At 72.2% G+C, this 20,624-nt stretch carries 15 protein-coding genes; 7 read left to right on the top strand and 8 right to left on the bottom strand.

The window, feature by feature from the left end:
- Positions 1-34: 34 nt before the first annotated feature.
- A complete protein-coding gene (disA, locus tag J2Z30_RS44945; protein ID WP_044581604.1) occupies positions 35-1,093 on the bottom strand; it encodes a DNA integrity scanning diadenylate cyclase DisA in 1,059 nt (352 codons plus the stop codon).
- A gap of 315 nt (positions 1,094-1,408) precedes the next feature.
- A complete protein-coding gene (radA, locus tag J2Z30_RS44950) occupies positions 1,409-2,833 on the bottom strand; it encodes a DNA repair protein RadA (RefSeq protein ID WP_044571920.1) in 1,425 nt (474 codons plus the stop codon).
- A gap of 174 nt (positions 2,834-3,007) precedes the next feature.
- Here radA and J2Z30_RS44955 point away from each other — a divergent pair, with 174 nt between their 5' ends.
- Positions 3,008-4,720: a BACON domain-containing protein gene (locus tag J2Z30_RS44955; RefSeq protein ID WP_044571918.1), complete on the top strand. Its 1,713-nt coding sequence runs from the start codon at positions 3,008-3,010 to the stop codon at positions 4,718-4,720.
- Between the two features lie 166 nt (positions 4,721-4,886).
- On the opposite strand, the gene J2Z30_RS44960 is transcribed toward J2Z30_RS44955, so the two are convergent.
- A complete protein-coding gene (locus tag J2Z30_RS44960; protein ID WP_245389198.1) occupies positions 4,887-5,768 on the bottom strand; it encodes a DUF3109 family protein in 882 nt (293 codons plus the stop codon).
- Between the two features lie 200 nt (positions 5,769-5,968).
- Between J2Z30_RS44960 and J2Z30_RS44965 the strand changes: the two genes are divergently transcribed.
- From J2Z30_RS44965 to ilvD, 4 genes are all read left to right on the top strand, one after another.
- The gene (locus J2Z30_RS44965; protein ID WP_044571916.1) at positions 5,969-6,898 is read left to right on the top strand and encodes a Ppx/GppA family phosphatase; all 930 of its coding nucleotides are present in this window, start codon (positions 5,969-5,971) and stop codon (positions 6,896-6,898) included.
- Positions 6,899-7,054: 156 nt separating this feature from the next.
- Positions 7,055-7,900 (top strand): sugar phosphate isomerase/epimerase family protein, encoded by an 846-nt coding sequence (locus J2Z30_RS44970; protein ID WP_044571914.1) that lies wholly within the window; start codon positions 7,055-7,057, stop codon positions 7,898-7,900.
- Positions 7,897-8,526, top strand: coding sequence for a TetR/AcrR family transcriptional regulator (locus J2Z30_RS44975; protein WP_044571913.1), 630 nt, complete (start codon positions 7,897-7,899; stop codon positions 8,524-8,526). The genes J2Z30_RS44970 and J2Z30_RS44975 overlap by 4 nt, the downstream gene beginning before the upstream one ends.
- 185 nt (positions 8,527-8,711) lie before the next feature.
- Entirely contained in the window at positions 8,712-10,562 is a 1,851-nt protein-coding gene (gene ilvD, locus J2Z30_RS44980; RefSeq protein WP_044571911.1) for a dihydroxy-acid dehydratase, read from the top strand.
- Positions 10,563-10,633: 71 nt separating this feature from the next.
- Here ilvD and J2Z30_RS44985 read toward each other — a convergent pair whose 3' ends face one another.
- Both J2Z30_RS44985 and J2Z30_RS44990 read right to left on the bottom strand, forming a co-directional pair.
- Positions 10,634-12,832 carry a serine/threonine-protein kinase gene (locus J2Z30_RS44985; protein WP_044571909.1) on the bottom strand — a complete coding sequence of 733 codons (2,199 nt, stop codon included), beginning with the start codon at positions 12,830-12,832 and terminating at the stop codon, positions 10,634-10,636.
- 76 nt (positions 12,833-12,908) lie between these two features.
- On the bottom strand, positions 12,909-15,257 hold the full coding sequence (locus J2Z30_RS44990; protein WP_044571907.1) for a serine/threonine-protein kinase: 2,349 nt from the start codon (positions 15,255-15,257) through the stop codon (positions 12,909-12,911).
- A 146-nt stretch (positions 15,258-15,403) separates the two neighbouring features.
- Here J2Z30_RS44990 and J2Z30_RS44995 point away from each other — a divergent pair, with 146 nt between their 5' ends.
- On the top strand, positions 15,404-15,736 hold the full coding sequence (locus tag J2Z30_RS44995) for an SH3 domain-containing protein (protein WP_044581602.1): 333 nt from the start codon (positions 15,404-15,406) through the stop codon (positions 15,734-15,736).
- 110 nt (positions 15,737-15,846) lie between these two features.
- On the opposite strand, the gene J2Z30_RS45000 is transcribed toward J2Z30_RS44995, so the two are convergent.
- Together J2Z30_RS45000 and J2Z30_RS45005 are read right to left on the bottom strand one after the other, a co-directional pair.
- Positions 15,847-17,382: a SulP family inorganic anion transporter gene (locus J2Z30_RS45000; RefSeq protein WP_078956742.1), complete on the bottom strand. Its 1,536-nt coding sequence runs from the start codon at positions 17,380-17,382 to the stop codon at positions 15,847-15,849.
- Between the two features lie 178 nt (positions 17,383-17,560).
- On the bottom strand, positions 17,561-17,947 hold the full coding sequence (locus tag J2Z30_RS45005) for a hypothetical protein (protein WP_078956741.1): 387 nt from the start codon (positions 17,945-17,947) through the stop codon (positions 17,561-17,563).
- A gap of 309 nt (positions 17,948-18,256) precedes the next feature.
- Here J2Z30_RS45005 and proC point away from each other — a divergent pair, with 309 nt between their 5' ends.
- Positions 18,257-19,066 carry a pyrroline-5-carboxylate reductase gene (gene proC / locus J2Z30_RS45010; RefSeq protein WP_044571906.1) on the top strand — a complete coding sequence of 270 codons (810 nt, stop codon included), beginning with the start codon at positions 18,257-18,259 and terminating at the stop codon, positions 19,064-19,066.
- 52 nt (positions 19,067-19,118) lie between these two features.
- On the opposite strand, the gene trpS is transcribed toward proC, so the two are convergent.
- Positions 19,119-20,138 (bottom strand): tryptophan--tRNA ligase, encoded by a 1,020-nt coding sequence (trpS, locus tag J2Z30_RS45015; protein WP_044571904.1) that lies wholly within the window; start codon positions 20,136-20,138, stop codon positions 19,119-19,121.
- Positions 20,139-20,624: the final 486 nt, after the last annotated feature.

Here is a 20,624-nt window from a genome sequence, read left to right on the forward strand (position 1 = left end):
GACTCCAGGGTCCAGGGGCTGGGGCCACGGCCCCTTAGACGTACCGCTCCAGAATGGACGACTCGGCCAGCCGCGACAGCCCCTCGCGGACCGAGCGCGCTCGGGCCTCGCCCACGCCGTCCACCATCTGCAGATCGTCCACGCTCGCGGCCAACAGCTTCTGCAGGCCCCCGAAGTGCTCCACCAGCCGCTCGATGATGGCGCCCGGCAGCCGCGGCACCTTGGCCAGCAGCCGGAAGCCGCGCGGCGAGACGGCGGAGTCGAGGGTCTCGGGCGAGCCGGTGTACCCCAGGGCGCGGGCCACGATGGGGAGTTCGAGCAGCTCGGCGTGGGTCAGCCGGTCCAGCTCGGCGAGCGCGTCGGCCACCGTACGGGTGCGCTTGGCGGTCGGCTCGGGCACGTAGTCCCGCACCACCAGCTCGCGCTCGGGCTCCACGCCCGCGATCAGCTCGTCCAGCTGGAGGGAGAGCAGCCGGCCGTCGGTGCCCAGCTCGACCACGTACTCCGCGATCTCGGTGGCGATACGGCGGACCATCTCCAGCCGCTGCGCGACCGCGCTCACATCCCGGACGGTGACCAGATCCTCGATCTCCAGGGCCGAGAGCGTGCCCGCCACCTCGTCGAGGCGGAGCTTGTACCGCTCAAGCGTGGCCAGCGCCTGGTTGGCGCGGGAGAGGATCGCCGCCGAGTCCTCCAGGACCCGCCGCTGGCCGTCCACATACAGCGCGATCAGCCGCATCGACTGGCTGACCGAGACCACCGGGAAGCCGGTCTGGATGGAGACGCGCTGCGCGGTCCGGTGCCGGGTGCCGGTCTCCTCGGTGGGGATCGCCGCGTCCGGCACCAGCTGCACCCCGGCCCGCACGATCTTGGTGATGTCCTTGTCGAGCACCAGCGCGCCGTCCAGCTTGCACAGCTCGCGCAGCCGGGTCGCGGTGAACTCGACGTCGATGACGAAGCCGCCGGTGCACAGCGACTCGACGGTCTTGTCGGTGCCGAGCACGATCAGCCCGCCGGTGTTTCCCCGGAGAACGCGCTCGAGGCCGTCGCGCAGCGCCGTGCCGGGCGCGACCGCGCTCAGGGAGGCACGCATCAGCCCGTCGGCCTTGCCGGGTGCCGTTGCCCGGTCGCCTGCTGCCACTGCACTCCTCCGTCGCAAGGTCTGTCGGTGCCACGAGTCGCCCTGCCATGGCGGTGCGCGAGGCCACGTATGGGCGAGACCAGGGCAAAGTCTACCGGCGGCCACCGGCCTCCCGTGGGGTCTCCCGGCGTACGCCCGTAGGCGCCAGGCGGAGCGCGACTCCACCTGGGCCGCGCGCCACCCGGCTCGCCGACCCCTGCCGTACGCCCTCACCAGCGCACTCGGCCACGCTCCCGCCACCGCTCCGGTGACGCCTCGCCCACCATGTCAGCCCCGGTCGTCCGCCTCCACCCGTGCCTTCTCACCCCGCTCCCGGCGCCGCGGCAGCACCCGCAGCGCGTCCCCGATGTCCGCGACCTCCAGCACCCGCATCCCGTCCGGGATCCGGCCCGGGTCGCCCGGCACCAGGGCGTGGGTGAAGCCGAGCCGGGCCGCCTCCGACAGCCGCCGCTGCACCCCGGTGACCCGCCTGACCTCGCCCGCGAGCCCGACCTCGCCGATCGCCACCAGGTTCTTGGGCAGCGGGGTGTCACTGGCGGCGCTGGCCAGCGCGAGCGCCACGGCGAGGTCCGCGGCGGGCTCGGACAGCTTCACGCCGCCCACCGTGGCGCTGTAGATGTCCCGCTTGCCCAGCGCGCTGATCCGGCCGCGCTGCTCCAGCACGGCCAGCATCATCGAGACCCGGGAGGTCTCCAGACCGGAGGTGGTCCGGCGCGGCGAGGGGATCTGGGAGTCCACGGTGAGCGCCTGCACCTCGGCCACCAGCGGCCGGCGGCCCTCGAGGGTGACCGTCAGACATGTGCCCGGCACCGGCTCGTCACGGCGGGTGAGGAACAGCCCGGAGGGGTCGGCGAGCCCGGTGATGCCCTCGTCGTGCAGCTCGAAGCAGCCGACCTCGTCCGTCGCCCCGTAGCGGTTCTTCACCCCGCGGACCAGCCGCAGCCGGGCGTGCCGGTCGCCCTCGAAGTGCAGCACGACATCGACCAGATGCTCCAGCAGCCGGGGCCCGGCGATGGCGCCGTCCTTGGTGACATGGCCCACCAGCAGCGTGGACATCCCGCGCTCCTTGGACGCGCGGATGAGCGCCCCGGCCACCTCGCGCACCTGCGCCATCCCGCCCGGCGCGCCGTCGATCTCGGGCGAGGCGACGGTCTGCACCGAGTCCAGGACGAGCAGCGAGGGCTTGACCGAGTCCAGATGGCCGAGGACCGTGGAGAGGTCGGTCTCGGCGGCGAGGTAGAGATGCTCGCTCAGCGCGCCGATGCGGTCGGCGCGCAGCCGCACCTGACTCGCCGACTCCTCACCGGTGATGTAGAGCGTGCGGTGCTCCTCGGAGGCGGCCTTGGCCGCCACGTCCAGCAGCAGCGTGGACTTGCCGACCCCGGGCTCCCCGGCGAGCAGCACGACCGCGCCCGGGACCAGCCCGCCGCCGAGCACCCGGTCCAGCTCGTCCACGCCCGTGCCCCGCGCGGTGGCCTGACGGCCGTCCACCTGGCCGATGGGCAGGGCGGCCGAGGTGACCCGGCCGGGTGCGGTGGTGCGCACCGCGGGCGCCCCGTACTCCTCGACGGTGCCCCACGCCTGGCACTCCGGGCAGCGGCCGAGCCATTTGGCGGTGGTCCAGCCGCACTCCGTACAGCGGTAGGAGGGCCGGTCCTTGGCGGATGAGCGGGAGGAGCTACGGGCAGCCATGCCGTAACGCTAGCGCCGGCCACCGACAGAGCCGAACCGCGCCGGGCACATATCAGGTTATGGCCACCGGAGGGGGACACCTGTCCCCTTATGAGGGAGATGGTCACCCGTAAGGGTTAAAACTGTGCAAGTGGCGCGAGGAAGTCTGCATCATCCGCCTACCGTCGCCGGGTGATGAGCAGCAGGTCCGAGCACTCGACACAGACCACCGGCGCACAGCGGGCGCGGCGCCGTGCGCCCCGCTCCACCACCACCCGCCCCCAGCGGCCTCCGGAACGCTACGAGCCGTACCTGGACGGCCTGTTCACGTACTGCCTGTCGGCCCTGTGCGAGCACGACGCCGCGGCCGTCGCGGTGGGCGACGTACTGGCGGTGGCCGAGCGCCGCACCGGCCGGGGGCGGGGCCGGGTGACCGCGGAGGGCGAGCTGTCCCGCCCGTGGCTCTACGCGGTCGCCCGCTGGGCCTGTCTGCGCAAACTGGCCGAGCGCCGCGGCCGTACGGGGACGGACACCCCGGGCGACGGCGCCGCGGCCGAGCTGCCCGAGCCCATCGCCGCCCAGCGCCGCCGCGAACTGGCCGCGCTGGCCTGGCCGGAGGCCGCCGGGACCTCCGCCGAGCAGCGCGAGGCGCTCGAACTCGCGGTGCGCCACCGGCTGGGCCCCTCCGAGGTGGCCGCCGTGCTCGGCAAGGACCAGGAGGAGACCCGCGCCCTGCTCTCCAGCGCCGCCTGCGAGGTGGAGCGGACCCGCGCCGCGCTCGCCGTCGTCGAGCTCGGCCACTGCCCGGTGGTCGCGCGGCTCGCGGGCGACACCCAGGTGCTGCTTTCCGCCGCCCTCCGCCGCGAGCTGGTGCGCCATGTGGACGACTGCCGCGAGTGCCGCCGGATGGCCGAGCGGGCCACGGCCGACGGGCCCTGGCCCGGTACGGCGGCCGCGCCCGCCGAGCTCCCGGTGGTGGAGGCTCCCCGCGCCGCCGTGCACGCCGCACTGCTGGGCGCGCTGGGCGGACGGCCCGCCCGCGCGGGCGCCGGGCCCCGGTTCGACCGGCGCGGCTTTCCGCTGGAGCCCCAGGACCGGGCCGCCCGCCGCAGCCGGATGCGCAGCCGCGTCATGACCACGACGGTGGTCGCCACGGTCGTGGCGGCCCCGGTGCTCGCCCTGTGGGCCGCCTATCGGGGCGCCCCGCTCGCCGGTGACGAGCGCGACACGGACTCGGTGGCCGCCGCCGACGCGGACGGCGCGGACCAGGCCCCGGCCGGTCAGGACCGGCCCGCCCGTCGCTCCTACGAGCAGACCGGCAGCGCGCAGGACCGTTCCGGCACGCGGATCGGCTCCGGCCCGCGCAGCGCCAAGGCGGGCCGCGGGGCGTCGGATGTGTCGGTCGAGGTGATCGACGCGGACGGTGTGGCGGAGCGGCCGGGGCACAAGGGCGGCGAGGCATCCCGCCCGGACGGCTCCCCGGCCGGTGGCGGCCGCCCCGGGGATGGCTCCGGACCCTCCCGGCCCGCGCCAGGACCGGGGCGGCTCACGGTCACGGCCCATCCCGAGGGCGATGTGACGGTCATCACTCTCACCGCGTCCGGCGGTTCACCGGTGCACTGGTCGGCCTCCGCCGGGGCGCCCTGGCTCCAGCTGAACCACACGGCCGGGGTGCTGCGGCCCGGCGACTCCACGACCATCACGGTCTCGGTGGACCACGGTCGGGAGCCGGCCGGGCACTGGAGCGCGCGGGTCTCGGTGGACCCGGCGGGCGCGGTGGTGCTGATCGAGGGCCGGGGCGCGTCCCCCGAGCCCACGCCCAGCCCCACGGGCCCCTCCGGCCAGCCGACCCCGTCCCCGGGCGACCCGTCGCCCACACCCTCCGGCTCGCCCGCCGCGAAGCACTGACACGAGGCGCTCTCGCATGGCGCGTGGCATGGGCTCCGCCCCTGGACCCCCGGGGGTACGGAAGGCGCCCCGAAGGGGCGCGGGGAACTGCGCGACCAGCCACGACGGCGCGGCAGATGATCGACCGCAGGTCAGGGCGCAGCCCGCCGCAGGCGGCACGGCCTCGTCAGCCGTCCGGGTCCGACGGATCAGCCGGATCAGCCGGATCAGCCGGAACAACCAGATCAGCCGGAACAACCAGATCAGCCGGACCCACCGGAAGATCCGGATCAGCCGGATGCGGTGCCAGCAGCGGCAGCGACGACGCCATGCGCTGCTCGCACAGCTCGGACAGCCGGTCGTACCCGGCCTTGCCCATCAGCTCCGTGAGCTCCGGCCGGTACGACCGGAACACCGGCTCCCCGGCCCCGTGCGCCGAGGTGGCCGAGGTGCACCACCAGTGCAGATCGTGGCCGCCCGGCCCCCAGCCGCGCCGGTCGTACTCGCCGATGGTGACCCGCAGCACCCGGGTGTCGTCCGGTCGGTCAATCCAGTCGTAGGACCGGCGCACCGGCAGCTGCCAGCACACATCCGGCTTGGTCTCCAGGGGCTCGCGCCCCTCCCGCAGGGCCAGGATGTGCAGCGCGCAGCCCGCGCCGCCCGCGAAGCCCGACCGGTTCTGGAAGATGCACGAGCCCTTATGGCGCCGGGTCTGCCGCTCGCCGTCGTCGTCCACCTGCACCCACCCCGAGGCGTGCCCTTCGTCGTGGAACTGCCAGATCTCCGGGGTCAGCCGGGCCATATGGCGTCCGACCCGCGCCTCGTCGTCCTCGTCCGAGAAGTGCGCGCCCAGCGTGCAGCAGCCGTCGCTTGCCCGCCCCGCCTGGATGCCCTGGCAGCCCTGGCCGAAGATGCAGGTCCACTTGGAGGTCAGCCAGGTCAGATCGCATCGGAAGAGCTGCTCGTCGTCGGCCGGATCGGGGAATTCGACCCATGCGCGGGCGAAGTCCAGGCCGACCTCGTCCTCGGTGCTCGGGGCGTCCTCGGCGCCCTCCGCCCCGGACGGCATCGGCTCCTGGGCCGCCCACTCCAGGGCGGCCTTCCGGCGTTTGTCCTGCTTCGCCTTTTTCGTCTTTGCCACGGTGCAAGGGTAGGCGCCTTCGGCGAAAACCCGGAGGTGGGGACCGCGCACGTCCCCGGCGTGGCTCATGCGCGAGAACGGGGAGGACCTGTGCATGACACCGAGGTGGGAGCAGTAGCGTTCACGCTATGAGACTCGGTGTCCTCGACGTGGGTTCGAATACGGTTCATCTGCTCGTGATGGACGCCCATCCCGGCGCGCGCCCGCTGCCCGCGCATTCGCACAAGGCCGAACTGCGGCTGGCCGAACTCCTCGACGGGCACGGGGCCATCGGCCCCGACGGCGTCGACCGTCTGATCGCGGTGGTCATGGAGGCGCTGGAGGCGGCCGAGGACAAGGGCGTCGAGGACGTCCTGCCGTTCGCGACCTCCGCCGTCCGCGAGGCGTCCAACGCCGATGAGGTCCTGGCCCGGGTCGCCGAGGAGACCGGCGTACGGCTCCAGGTGCTCAGCGGCGCGGACGAGGCGCGGCTCACCTTCCTGGCCGCCCGCCGCTGGTTCGGCTGGTCCGCGGGGAAGCTGCTGGTCCTGGACATCGGCGGCGGTTCGCTGGAGATCGCGTACGGCATGGACGAGGAACCCGACGCGGCGGTCTCGCTGCCGCTGGGGGCCGGCCGGCTGACCGGGTCCTGGCTGGCCGCTGATCCGCCCGACCCGGCGGACGTACGGGCCCTGCGGCGCCATGTGCGGGCCGAGATCGCCCGGAGCGTCGGCGACTTCAGCCGTCATGGGGCGCCGGACCATGTGGTGGCCACTTCCAAGACCTTCAAGCAGCTGGCCAGGATCACCGGCGCCGCGCGCTCCGCCGAGGGACTGTACGTGGAGCGCCGGCTCACCCGCCGGGCGCTGGAGGAGTGGGTGCCGAAGCTGGCCGCCATGCCCACTCAGGAGCGGGCCGAGCTGCCCGGGGTCTCCGAGGGCCGGGCCGGACAGCTCACGGCCGGGGCGCTGGTGGCGGAGGCCGCGATGGACCTGTTCGACGTGGAGCAGCTGGAGATCTGCCCATGGGCGCTGCGCGAGGGCGTGATCCTCCGCCGCCTGGACCACCTGCCCACCTGACCAGCTGCCCCCACCTGACCACCTGCCCCCACCTGACCACCTACCCACCTGCCCACCCGGCCACGGAGCGTGACCGGGGCCGGAAAGCGGCGGCCGTTCAGCCGCAAAGGCCGCCGCGGTTCGGTTGCGGAGAGCAGCCGCCGTACGCTGTCCCTCGTGACAGAGCCAGTGGTGCGCATCCCGGATGCGAAGGTCGCGCTGTCCACAGCCTCGGTCTATCCGGAGTCGACGGCGACGGCCTTCGAGATCGCGGCACGGCTGGGCTACGACGGCGTCGAGGTCATGGTGTGGACCGATCCGGTCAGCCAGGACATCGAGGCGCTGCGTCGGCTCTCGGACTACCACCAGGTGCCGATCCTCGCCGTGCACGCCCCCTGTCTGCTGATCACCCAGCGGGTCTGGTCGACCGACCCGTGGGTGAAGCTGCAGCGGGCGAGGGCGGCGGCCGAGAAGCTCGACGCGTCCACCGTCGTGGTCCACCCGCCGTTCCGATGGCAGCGGGCGTACGCCCGCGAGTTCGTCCGCGGAATCTGGCGGATGGCGGATGAGACCGATGTGCGGTTCGCGGTCGAGAACATGTATCCGTGGCGCTATCGCGACCGCGAGATGCTGGCCTACGCCCCGGGCTGGGACGTCACCCAGGACGACTACCGCCACTTCACGATCGACCTGTCGCACACCGCCACCGCCCGTACGGACGCGCTGGAGATGGCGGACCGCATGGGCGACCGGCTGGCCCATCTCCACCTCGCCGACGGCCAGGGCTCCAACAAGGACGAGCACCTGGTGCCGGGGCGCGGCACCCAGCCCTGCGCCGAGCTGCTGGAACGGCTCGCGACCGGCGGTTTCGACGGCAATGTGGTCGTCGAGGTCAACACCCGGCGTGCCATGTCCACGACCGAGCGCGAGGCCGATCTGGCGGAGGCCCTGGCCTTCACCAGGCTGCACCTCGCCTCGCCGACCTCGCACACCCGGCGGAGCAGGGCGGTGCCCGGTTCATGACCGCCGCCGCATCCGGGTCCGCCACACCACCGCGCAAGCGCGGCCGTCCGGCCCGTACGAGCACCTCAGACGGCCCCGCCGCCCGCGACCGGATCCTGATCGCGGCGCGCAACGAGTTCGCCGAGCGCGGCTACGACAAGACCTCGATCCGCGGCATCGCCAAGGCCGCTGAGGTGGACCCGGCGCTGGTCCACCACTACTTCGGCACCAAGGAGCAGGTCTTCGAGGCCGCCATCGAGCTGATCTTCGCCCCCGCCATGGGCGTCCCGGACGCGGTGCACGGCAGCCGGGAGGGCGCGGGCGAGCGGATGGCCCGCTATATGTTCGGCATCTGGGAGAACCCGGTCAGCAGGCTGCCGCTGCTCGCCGTGATGCGCTCGGCGCTGACCAACGAGACCGCCGCCGTGGTGCTGCGCGGCATGATCGAGCGCCGGGTGCTGGTGCGGATGGCGGGTGAGCTGGACGTCCCGAACCCCGAGTTCCGGGCCCAGCTCGCGGCCGGGCATCTGATCGGGATCGCGATGCTGCGGTATGTGATCCGGATGGAGCCGATGGCCTCGGCGGAGGCGGACGACATCGTGGCCATGGTGGGGCCCACTCTGCAGCGCTATCTGACCGAGAGCTGATCGGAAGCCTGACCGGCCGGGCGCGAACGGGCCGATCGCTGACCGAGCGCCGATCGGTCCGTTCCGCTCAGTGACCCGGCCGTCTCTGGATCCGGACGGACCATCCGGATCCGTGGGCACAGGCGTAGGCTCAGAAGACTCCGATCCGATCCGCAGGACCACGTATCACGAGGGAGCCGAGCATCGTGCCCGAGCTGAGGTCTCGTACCGTCACCCACGGCCGCAACATGGCGGGCGCCCGCGCCCTTATGCAGGCTTCCGGCGTAGCGCGCGAGGACTTCGGCAAGCCGATCGTCGCCGTCGCCAACAGCTTCACCGAGTTCGTGCCCGGCCACACCCACCTCCAGCCGGTCGGCCGGATCGTCAGCGAGGCGATCCACGCTGCGGGCGGCATTCCGCGCGAGTTCAACACCATCGCCGTGGACGACGGCATCGCCATGGGCCACGGCGGGATGCTCTACAGCCTCCCCTCCCGCGACCTGATCGCCGACTCCGTGGAGTACATGGTCGAGGCGCACTGCGCCGACGCGCTGATCTGCATCTCCAACTGCGACAAGATCACCCCCGGGATGCTGATGGCCGCGATGCGGCTCAACATCCCGACCGTCTTCGTCTCCGGCGGCCCCATGGAGGCGGGCCGGGCCACGCTCGTCGACGGCACCGTCCGCAAGCTGGACCTGATCAACGCGATCTCGGACGCGGTCAACGAGAGCGTCTCGGACGAGGACATCCTCCGCATCGAGAACAACGCCTGTCCGACCTGCGGCTCCTGTTCCGGCATGTTCACCGCCAACTCGATGAACTGCCTGACCGAGGCGATGGGCCTCTCCCTGCCGGGCAACGGCTCGGTGCTGGCCACCCACACCGCCCGCAAGGCGCTCTACGAGACCGCCGGCCGTACGGTCGTGGAGATCACCAAGCGCCACTACGAGCAGGACGACGAGACGGTTCTGCCGCGCTCCATCGGCTCCCGGGCCGCCTTCGAGAACGCCATGGCGCTCGACATCGCCATGGGCGGCTCGACCAACACGATCCTGCATCTGCTGGCCGCCGCCCAGGAGGCCGGTCTGGACTACGACCTCAAGGACATCGACGCGGTCTCCCGCCGGGTGCCCTGCCTCGCCAAGGTCGCCCCGAACGTCGCCCCCGGCGGCACGTACTACATGGAGGACGTGCACCGCGCGGGCGGCATCCCGGCGATCCTCGGCGAGCTGTTCCGCGGCGGGCTGCTGAACGAGGACGTCCACTCCGTGCACAGCTCCTCGCTCGCCGACTGGCTCAAGACCTGGGACGTGCGCGGCGGTTCGCCGTCCGCCGAGGCCATCGAGCTGTGGCACGCGGCCCCCGGCTGCAAGCGCTCCGCCACCGCCTTCTCGCAGTCCGAGCGCTGGGACTCCCTGGACACGGACGCCACCGGCGGCTGCATCCGCGACATGGAGCACGCCTACTCCAAGGACGGCGGGCTCGCCGTCCTCAAGGGCAATCTGGCCGTCGACGGCTGTGTGGTGAAGACCGCGGGCGTGGACGAGTCCGTCTGGACCTTCGAGGGCCCGGCCGTGGTCTGCGAATCCCAGGAGGAGGCCGTCGAGCGGATCCTGGGCAAGCAGGTCAAGGAGGGCGACGTGGTCGTCATCCGCTACGAGGGCCCCAAGGGCGGCCCCGGAATGCAGGAGATGCTCTACCCGACCTCCTTCCTCAAGGGCCGCGGCCTGGGCAAGGCATGTGCGCTGGTCACCGACGGCCGCTTCTCCGGCGGCACGTCGGGCCTTTCCATCGGCCACGCCTCGCCGGAGGCGGCGTCCGGCGGCACGATCGCCCTGGTCCGGGACGGCGACCGGATCCGCATCGACATCCCCGGCCGCTCCATCGACCTCCTGGTGAGCGAGGAGGAGTTGGCGGCCCGCCGTGAGGAGCTCGGTGGCGTCTACGCCCCGGAGAACCGCGAGCGCAAGGTGTCCACCGCGCTGCGCGCCTACGCGGCGATGGCCACCAGCGCGGACAAGGGCGCGGTCCGCGACATCAGCCAACTGGGCTGACCTCGCGCCGCGGCATCAGCCGCCCCGGCTGACGTCGCGCGGCAGCCGCCTCGGCTGACCTCCCTACCGCATCAGCCGCCCCGGCTGACGTCCATTCCGGACGCCTCCAGGGTGTCGTATCCGTAGACCGTGGTGAGGGCGTCCCCGCTCAGCGTCAGTTCGGCGGGGATGCCACCGGGGTCCGTACGCGCCTTGGTCCGCCACAGCACCCGGCCGTCCCGGCGGTCCAGCGCGACCACCCGGCCCGCGGCGGTGGCCAGATACAGGGCGTTCCGGCGCCCGGACACCACGGGCGGGCCCAGCCACTCCACCTGCGTCGCCTTGCCCCACAGCCGCTTTCCGGCCGTGGTGACGGCGGTGACCTCGCCGTTCTGCCGGACGAAGTAGAGCGTGTCGCCCACCAGGGCGGGCGTGATCTGCTGGGCGGAGAGCCCCTCGGGCAGCTTCACCCGGCGCTGCCGTCCCCCGTCCGTGCCGAGGAACAGCAGATCGGTGTAGTCGTCGGTGTCATGCTCGCGCTGCTCCAGATAGAGGAGGTCGCCGGAGCGCTCGGCGAGGAAGGAGCCCACGTAGACGGTGCCGATCCGCCGGGGTGCTCCCGTGGTGGGGGAGAGGGTGTAGAGCCCGCTCGGAACGGCCGGGTCGCCCCGGTCCTCCAGCGGCCCGCAGTCCGCGAGGGGGCGTCCGGCCACCACATCCGGACCGCAGGTCAGCCCGTGACCGACCCGGCGCGACCAGAGCGTGCGGCCGGTGCGCACGTCCACCGCCTGGAACGTCTCCTGGTCCCAGCTCTGGGTGAGCACGGCCGGGTGGTCCCCTCGCTGGAACACCGCCCCCTGGTAGGCGCTGCCGACATCGGTCCGCCAGACCCGCTCACCGTCGCTGGTGCGGTAGCCCTCCAGCCGGGCCGTGCCGTCCGACTTCTCCACGGTGCCCAGTACGAGACCGCCCGCCACTCCGATCAGCTCGCTCGGCTTCGCCGACCGGTGCCACGCCACCCGTCCCCGGACGTCCAGCCGGGTCAGGGCGATCCCGGAACCACCGCAGTACAGATCCGTGCCCGAGGGCAGACAGCGGCGGCCGGTCGGCCCGCTGACCGAGCGCGGAGCGCCATTGGCACTGGTCACGATGTCGGCGTCGGGTCCGGCGAGGGTGCGCTGCCAGGGGCGCCAGCCGGACGGGAGCGAGCCGTTCCCCGACGAGCGGGTGGTGGGGCGGGCATCCGGCTCGCCCCCGGGTCCGGATCCGGCCCGGAGGAAGACGACCGTCCCCACCATCGCGGCGACCAGGCCCGCGGCCGCGGCGGCGATCACCAGGGGGCGGCGGGTCAGATAGCCGCGGCCCGGCGCACGGCCGACTTCGGTCGGCACGGCGGCGTCGCCCTCGTCGCCCTCGCCGGTGCCGCCGTCCGCGTCCGTGACGTCCTTACGGTCGTCGTCACCGCCCTTACTGTCGTCACCGTCGTCCTCGGGCAGCGTCCGCAGCCGCTCCAGCAACTCGTCCAGCCCGGGTCGCGCGGGCGCGTCCTTGCTCAGGCAGTCCGCGACCGCGTCACGCAGCGGCCCGGTCACCGCGTCCAGCGCCGGGGGCTCGTACACCACGTGATAGGCGGTCATATAGGGGCTGTCCGCGTCGAACGGGCTCTGGCCGGTCGCCGCGTACACCAGCACCGTCGCCAGCGAGAACACATCGGACTCCGGCCCGACCTCGCGCGGATCGCGCAACTGCTCCGGCGACATGAACGGGGGCGTGCCCATGACCCGGCCCGTCATGGTCAGCGTCTGGTGGTCGGCCGCCCGGGAGATGCCGAAGTCGATGACGCGGGGGCCCTCGTCGGACAGCACGATGTTGGCCGGTTTCAGATCCCGGTGCACCACCCCCGCCCGGTGGATGTCCCGCAGCGCCTCGACCAGCCCGATCGCCAGCCGTCGCAACTCGGCGCCGCGCAGCGGACCGCCCGCCGCGACCCGCTCGGCGAGGGTCCGGCCGGGGACGTACGAGGTCGCCATCCACGGCAGCACGGCATCGGGGTCCGCGTCCACGACGGCCGCGGTGAACGCGCCGCTGACCCGCCGGGCGGCCGCGACCTCCTGCCGGAACCGCACCCGGAACTCGTCGTCGTCGGCGAACTGCTGATGCACCACCTTCAGCGCCAGCCGCCGCCCCGAAGGCGACCGGGCCAGATACACCGTGCCCATCCCGCCACGGCCGAGCCGCCGCTCGAGTGCGTAGCCTCCGATGGACTCCGGGTCCCCGGCGCGCAGTGCCATTTCCTGTCTTCTCCCACCGACCCACGATCCGGCGGTCACTCTAGGCCCGGCTCGCGCCAAGGGCCCGTGACGCCGCTCACCAACCGGCCGGATTCCGCCCGTCCACGGCGAAGAGCGTGCCGTCCGGGGCCGTCGCGAACACCTTGCCGTCCGCCACCACGGGCGCGGGCATCAGATCCAGGAAGCCCTGACCGGCCGCGCCGCCGCGCGAGCGGGTCTCGCCGATCACCTCGCCCCGCTGGGCGTCCACGGCCAGCAGCCGGCCGTCCGCCGCCGAGAAGTACAGCCTGCCGTCCGCCGCCACCAGCGGCGAGGCGTTGGAGACCGAGGTCTCCAGGCGCCAGAGCCGCGACCGCGCCGAGCCCTCGCGCGCGGTGTCGACGGCCACCAACCCGCCGTCCGTGCCCAGCACGTACACCCGGTCGCCGCTGGTGACGGCGCTGATCGCGGACACCGGCGCGGACAGCGCGACCCGCCGGGCCGCGCGCCGCTCCGGGTCGTAGCGCACGACAGCGGTGGTACTGGTCCGGGTGTCCGTCTCGGTCAGCAGCAGCACGCCGTCGGGGCCGCTTCCGGCCGGGGTGAGGTTGCCGCTGAGCGAGGCGTGCCAGCGCGTCGTACCGCGCACCGTGTCCACGGCCGTGACCAGCGTGTGCGAGCCGTCGCCCGCGGTGGTCACGGCGTACGCGGTGCGGCCGTCGCCGTACGAGAAGAAGGCGGGCCGGGCGTGGCCGGGCAGCCGATGGCTCCAACGCTCCTTGTCCGTCGCCCCGTTCACCGCCGTGACCATGCCGTCCGGCGTGACCAGCAGCACGGTGTCGCCCGAGGAGTAGACCCCGCCCTGGTAGCGGGACACATCGCGGCTCCAGCGGACGCGGTGGGTCGTGGGGTCGAGCGCGCGCAGCCGCCCGCCGTCCGGGGACACCGTCCGCACCAGACCGCCCGCGACCACGGGGGCGGAGATCGTCGCGCCGTCACCGGGGCGCGCCGCCGCGGACGGCCGTGACCAGACCACGCGGCCGTCGTCCGGATCGACCCGGGCGGTCTCGACGCCGTGCCGGGCGCAGTACAGCGCGCCCGCTCCGTACGAGCAGAACGCGGGCCGTGCCCCCGAGCCCGCGGCCTTTCCGACGTCCAGCCCGGTCGTCCAGGGGCGCCACGCCTCCGCGGTCGCCGCGCTGATCCGCGGCCGGCCGCCGCCGGAGGAGTCCGTGCCGTCGAACGGGCGCAGAGCGACGACCGTGCCCGCACCGAGCAGTACGACGGCCGCGAACCCGGAGAGGGCCCACCGCCGGATCCCCCGGCGCCGCGCCACGGGCTGGTCCGCCCCCGACTCGGCCTGGTCCGCGGCCGGTTCCGGCTCGGAAGCCGCCTTCACATGCGTATCGGGATCCACCGGATCGGTGGCCACCGGATCGGAGGCCACCGGATCGGGATCCACTGGATCAGGGGCCGCCGTCTCGGCAAGGGCCGCCTTCACATGCGTATCCGTGGTGCCGTCGTCCTGCCCCCAGCGTCCACCCGGCAGCGAGTGCGGCTCCGGCGTGCGCTGCTGCGGCACCAGCGGCACGGGTCCGCGCGGCGCCGGCGACCGGGGTCCGCGGACGGCACGCAACACCGTCATCAGGGCGTCGGGCGTGGGGCGGTCCTCGGGGTTCTTGGCCAGACACCGCTGGATCAGTGGCAGCAGCTCATCCGGCACCCCCGCCAGATCCGCCTCGTCGTGCACCACCTGGTACGCCACGATGTACGGACTCTCGGACTCGAACGGCCCCCGCCCGGTGGCCGCGTGCACCAGCACCGACCCCAGCGCGAACACGTCCGCCGCCGGTCCCACCGCCCGCGGCCGCTGGAACTGCTCCGGCGCCATGAACGGCGGGGTGCCGATCAACTTGCCCGTCTCGGTGCGCAGTTCGCTGTCGGACGGCCGGGAGATGCCGAAGTCGATGACCTTCGGGCCGTCCGCCGCGAGCAGCACATTGCTCGGCTTGAGATCGCGGTGCACCACGCCCGCCCGATGGATGTCCCGCAGCGCCTCGGCGAGCCCCGCCGCCAGCCGCACCATCTCGTCCGGCGCCAACGGCCCGCTCCGCTTGACGTGTTCGGCGAGCGTCGGGCCGGGGATGTAGAGGGTGGCCATCCAGGGCCTGGGCCCCTCCGGGTCGGCATCCACCACGGGCGCCGTGAACGCGCCGCTGACCCGCCGGGCGGCCGCCACCTCCTGCCGGAACCGCGCCCGGAACTCGGGGTCTTCGGCCAACCCGGCATGGACGACCTTCACCGCGAGCCGCCGCCCCGAGTGCGAACGGGCCAGATGCACCACGCCCATGCCACCGGATCCGAGGCGCGCCTCGAGCTGGTACTGCCCGGCGTACTCCGGATCCTCCGCTTCCGGGCCCGTCCCGGCTCTGTGCACCGGCGGCATGCCCCACCCCCGTGAATTCGGCCGCATTCGCGACTCGGCGAGCCTAGTCGATGACACGTGCGAGCCTTGTTAGCCTCCGCATGTCGTGTCACTTCACACGACATATGCACAACTTCGGAAAGAAGTTCAACGGGGGAGGGGCCGACATGGCCATCGAAGAGACCGCGGACACCGTAGCCACCACCGACGCCACGGACACCGTCGCGGACACGGTGGAAACCACCGCCGGAGCGATCACCTATCCGGTCGCGCCCGGGTACCAGCTGAACGTCCGCAGCGGTCCCGGCACCAACCACCGGCTCGTGAAGGTGCTGCCGTACAACAGCCGGGTCCCCATCCGCTGCCAGCGGCACGGTCAGAAGGTCTCGGGGCCGTACGGCACCTCGGACATCTGGGACAACATCGCCCCGGGCCAGTACGTATCCGACGCGTATGTGAAGACCGGCAGCGACGGCTTCGTCACCGTGCCCTGCGGCTGACCCACGAGCCCGGCCGGAGCGCAGCCGGCCCCCGGCACCGCGAGTGCGGCGCCGGGGGCCGGGCGACGGGAAGGCGTCTCCCTCTGTAGGCGTCTCCCCCTATATATGGGTTACGCCGGGATGCGGTCCTCGAGGGCGGCGTCCCGCTTGACCACCGCGTTGTGCCGCTCGGTCCAGGTGGCCAGCGCCATCTCGCAGGCGTGGTCCACATGGCGCAGCCCGGTCAGGTCGAGCTCCACCTCGCGCTCACGGGGCAGCCCCTCCAGCTCGTCCAGCAGCTTGGGCAGCCGCAGGAAGGTCGCGTTGCCGCGCACCCGGACGTGCAGGGGCTTCTCTCCGGCGTCGGCGCCGGCGCCGTCCTCGCGCCCGGTGACCTCGACATGCACATGCGAGGTCTCCCAGGCGGTCTTGGCCACGGCCATCAGCAGACCGATGATCACGCCCTCGAACATATTGGTGATCACGATCGCGCCGGCGGTGACGATCAGGATGATCGCCTCACCCCGGTGGCTCTTCCACAGCGGCACCAGATCCTTGGTCGGGATCAGCTTCCAGCCGGAGTACACCAGCACACCGGCGAGCGTCGCCACCGGGATGATGCCCAGCGCCGAGGGGAAGAGCACCGCGAAGACCAGCAGCCACACACCGTGCAGCACCCGCGACGCCTTCGTCTTCGCACCGGCCTGCACATTGGCCGCGCTCCGCACGATCACCGCGGTCATCGGCAGCGCACCGAGCAGACCGCACACCGTGTTGCCCGCGCCCTGCGCCATCAGCTCCTTGTTGTAGTCGGTGCGCGGACCGTCGTGCAGCCGGTCCACGGCCGCGGCGCTGAACAGGCTCTCGGCGGAGGCGATCAGCGTGAACGCGAGCACGGTGCCGATGACGCCCACCTCGGCGAGGGCCTGGAACTCACCCCCGCCGGGCGGCTGGATGGCGTCCAGCAGACCCTTGACCTCGACCCGCGCGATCGGCAGGTCGAAGATCGCGGTCGCGGCCGTGGCGAGTGCGACGGCCGCCAGCGGCGCGGGCAGCACCTTGGCGCCCTGGCGGAAGCGCGGCCACAGCACCAGGATGACGATCGTCCCGGCGCCCACGGCGACCGCCTTCAGGGCGTCCGAGGAACCGGCCACATCCCCGATGAGCCCCGGAATGCTGAAGATCTTGTCGAGCCCGCTGCTCGGGGCCTTGGTGTCGGCGAGCGCGTACAGCTGTCCGGCGATCAGCACCAGGCCGATGCCCGCGAGCATGCCCTGCACCACGGCGACGGAGATCGCCCGGAACCATCGGCCGAGGCCGAGCGCGCCCATGGCCAGCTGGAGCAGTCCGGAGATGAGGACGAGGACGCCGAGCGCGGCGACGCCGTATTGCTCCACGGCCTCGTAGACCAGGACGGTCAGACCGGCGGCCGGGCCGGACACCTGCAGGCTGCTGCCCGGCAGGAAGCCGGTGACCAGCCCGCCGACGATGCCGGTGATCAGGCCGAGCTCGGCCGGCACACCGGAGGCGACCGCCACCCCCACGCACAGGGGGACGGCCACCAGGAAGACGACGAGAGAAGCGGTGAAGTCGGCGCGGAAGGTTCCGGCGCCGGATGAGCCTGAGGTGCCTCCGGCACCACGGAAACGGTCAAGGAGATTTCGCATGAGGGTTGCCTCCAGTGCGCCCCGTCACCGGCTCATGGGCAGGCGGGGGCACGGCATAGCGCTACGTCAGTGGGATCGATGGAATCGGTCGCTGGCGGTTGAGATCGCTTGCTGCGAGACGCGTGAAAAGCGTTGAGAAATGCGTGAGACGGACCGCCGGGCTACGGCGGTGTAGCTCTCAGCAGCGGAAGATCTGGAGGATGACGGGCAGCTCGCCCGATCTCGACACCGGAACGGCTTGCCGTCCGGTGACCGAGGTGGAGATGGCGGTACGCGGCGCTGGAACACCGGCATCGCAACCGCACACACATCCGTATTTGCCGCTCGGTGTGGGAGCGGTGAGCGGGGCCCTTCCGCGGAGCCCCTTGCAATCTTCAGTTCCGTGGTCGCCGTGCGCGGATACCAATGATTCGGTGGTCGGCCGCGGATCGGCTGATGCGGTGGCGCTGACCGTTTCGGGATGGATGACCTGCGCGGACGCGGAATCGGCCGCGATGAAGAGGGCGAGCAACACGGCAACCGCCGTTACCAGTGCGTGAGCGGTATGCCGGATCGTCCTCACCATCGCCCCCTTCCCGTACGTATAGACACCGAGCCCTATTGTGTCCATGAGACTGTGACCATTTGCAAGTCGATATGTAACCGACTTGTGAACTTGGAGTCATCGAACAGGACTGTTTCGTTCCGGGCGCCCTGGTCGGCGCGGGCGCAAAGCGGCCTCCCCGTCACGCCGGATGGCGCGTAAAAATTAATTCATCGAACAATGAATAAGAAATTCATAAGAGCCAGGAGGAATGGGCCACCCGTGCGAGGATGGCGGAGAACACCTACGCAGCACACGCACAAGCCGCACAGGCATGAGGAGAGCCGCACCATGACGGAGAAGGTCGCCGTGCTCGGCACGGGAAAGATCGGCGAAGCCCTTCTCAGCGGAATGATCCGAGGCGGCTGGTCGCCGTCCGACCTGCTGGTCACGGCCCGCCGCCCCGAGCGCGCCGAGGAGCTCCGGTCGCGCTACGGCGTCGAGGCCGTCTCCAACGCCGAGGCCGCCAAGGCCGCCGAGACCCTCATCCTCACCGTCAAACCGCAGGACATGGGCGCCCTGCTCGACGAGCTCGCCCCGCACGTCCCCGCCGACCGGCTGGTCGTCTCCGGCGCCGCCGGCATCCCCACCTCCTTCTTCGAGGTGCGCCTGGCCGCCGGCACCCCGGTCGTCCGGGTCATGACCAACACCCCGGCGCTGGTCGACGAGGCCATGTCCGTCATCTCGGCGGGCAGCCACGCCAACGAGGAGCACCTCGCCCACACCGAGGCGATCTTCGGCGGCGTCGGCAAGACGCTGCGCGTGCCCGAGTCCCAGCAGGACGCCGCGACCGCGCTCTCCGGCTCCGGCCCGGCCTACTTCTACTTCCTCGTCGAGGCGATGACCGACGCGGGCATCCTGCTGGGCCTGCCCCGCGACAAGGCCCATGACCTGATCGTCCAGGCGGCCATCGGCGCGGCGGTGATGCTGCGCGACAGCGATCAGCACCCGGTCAAGCTGCGCGAGGCCGTGACCTCCCCGGCGGGCACCACCATCAACGCCATCCGCGAACTGGAGAGCCACGGGGTGCGCGCCGCGCTGATCGCCGCGCTGGAGGCGGCCCGCGACCGCAGCCGCGAGCTCGCCTCCGGCAACAGCTGACGGAGAGCCCGACGAAGAGCCCGACGGAGAGCCTGACGAAGAGCCGCTTCGCTCAGGCGGGCGGCAGCAGCCCGACCGCCGCATACGCCTCGTCCACCCGGGGCCGGGCCAGCCCACGCGCCCGCTCGGCCCCGGCCCGCAGCACCCCGTCCACATACGACGGGTCGGCGCACAGCTCGGCGTGCCGGGACTGAAGCGGACGCAGCACCTCCAGCACCGCCTCCGCCGTGGCCCCCTTCAGCGCCCCGTACGAGCTGAACTCGTCGGCCAGCGCCTCCGGCTTGCCATCCGTGCACGAGGCGAGAACGTCCAGCAGATTGGCCACCCCCGGCTGCTCCGCCCGGTCGTACCGCACCTCGGTACCGCTGTCCGTGACCGCCCGCATGACCTTCTTCCGCACCACATCCGGCTCGTCGAGCAGATAGACGATGCCCGCCGTCTCCGCGTGCGACTTCCCCATCTTCGAGGTCGGATCCTGCAGATCCATCACCCGCGCCGAGACCCGCGGATTGGTGGCCCGGGGCACGGTGAAGACCGGTCCGTACCGCTGGTTGAAGCGCTGCGCCAGATCCCGGGCCAGCTCCACATGTTGCGTCTGGTCCTCGCCGACCGGCACCTCATGCGTTCCGTAGACGAGGATGTCGGCCGCCATCAGCGCCGGATAGGTGAGCAGTGACAGCCGTACGCTCCCCCCTCTCGCCTGCTCCCGCGCGGACTTCTCCTTGTACTGGATCATCCGCCGCATCTCGCCGTCGGTGGCCGTGCACTCCATGAGATAGGACAGCCGCGCGTGCTCATCCACATGGCTCTGGACGAACAGCGTGCAGAGCTCGGGATCGAGCCCCGAGGCGAGCAGCAGTGTGGCGGCCTGCCGGGTGAGCCGCCGCACCCGCGCCGGATCGTGCTCCACCGTGAGTGCGTGCAGATCGACGACGCAGAACAGCGCGTCGGCGCGGTGCTGGTCCTCCTGGACCCACCGGCGTACGGCCCCGAGGTAGTTGCCGAGGGTCAGATGTCCGCTCGGTTTGATCCCACTGAAGATCCGGCGCCGTGCCGTCTTCGTCTCTGTCATCTCTCCGCGTCTCCCGCTGTGTCGGGACCGCCGACCCGGTCGGCCGGGATTCGCGGGAGGGAGAAACGCGAACGGCCGCCGGAGCGGCGGCCGTGGTTGCGCATGTGCTTGATAAGGGGCGGCCGCCGTCAGGCGGCCCACCACCGTGGGTGAACACATGCGCTCGTCATGCCATAGACAGTACGCCCTGACGGGGGGTCCGGCCATGGGTTTGATGGTCCTCGGGGCGTCGTGTAGTGTTCACCGAGTTGCCACGGAGCCCTACGGGGAAACGCGGCGACCATCGAGCCGCACCGGCGGCAAACCACTACTGCACGGCCCCTCATCGGGATGGATTTCGGCATGCCGGAATTCGGACCGGGGAACTCGATTATGAGCATCCGGGGGAATCCGCTAAAGTAGTGGACACGCCGGAAGGCGCGAAAGACCCCGCTCCAGCAGGGGGCCGGAAACGGAATTCGGATCGGAAACGACCGGAAATCGGAT

This window comes from Streptomyces iranensis (assembly GCF_017874715.1).
Taxonomy (GTDB): Bacteria; Actinomycetota; Actinomycetes; order Streptomycetales; family Streptomycetaceae; genus Streptomyces; species Streptomyces iranensis.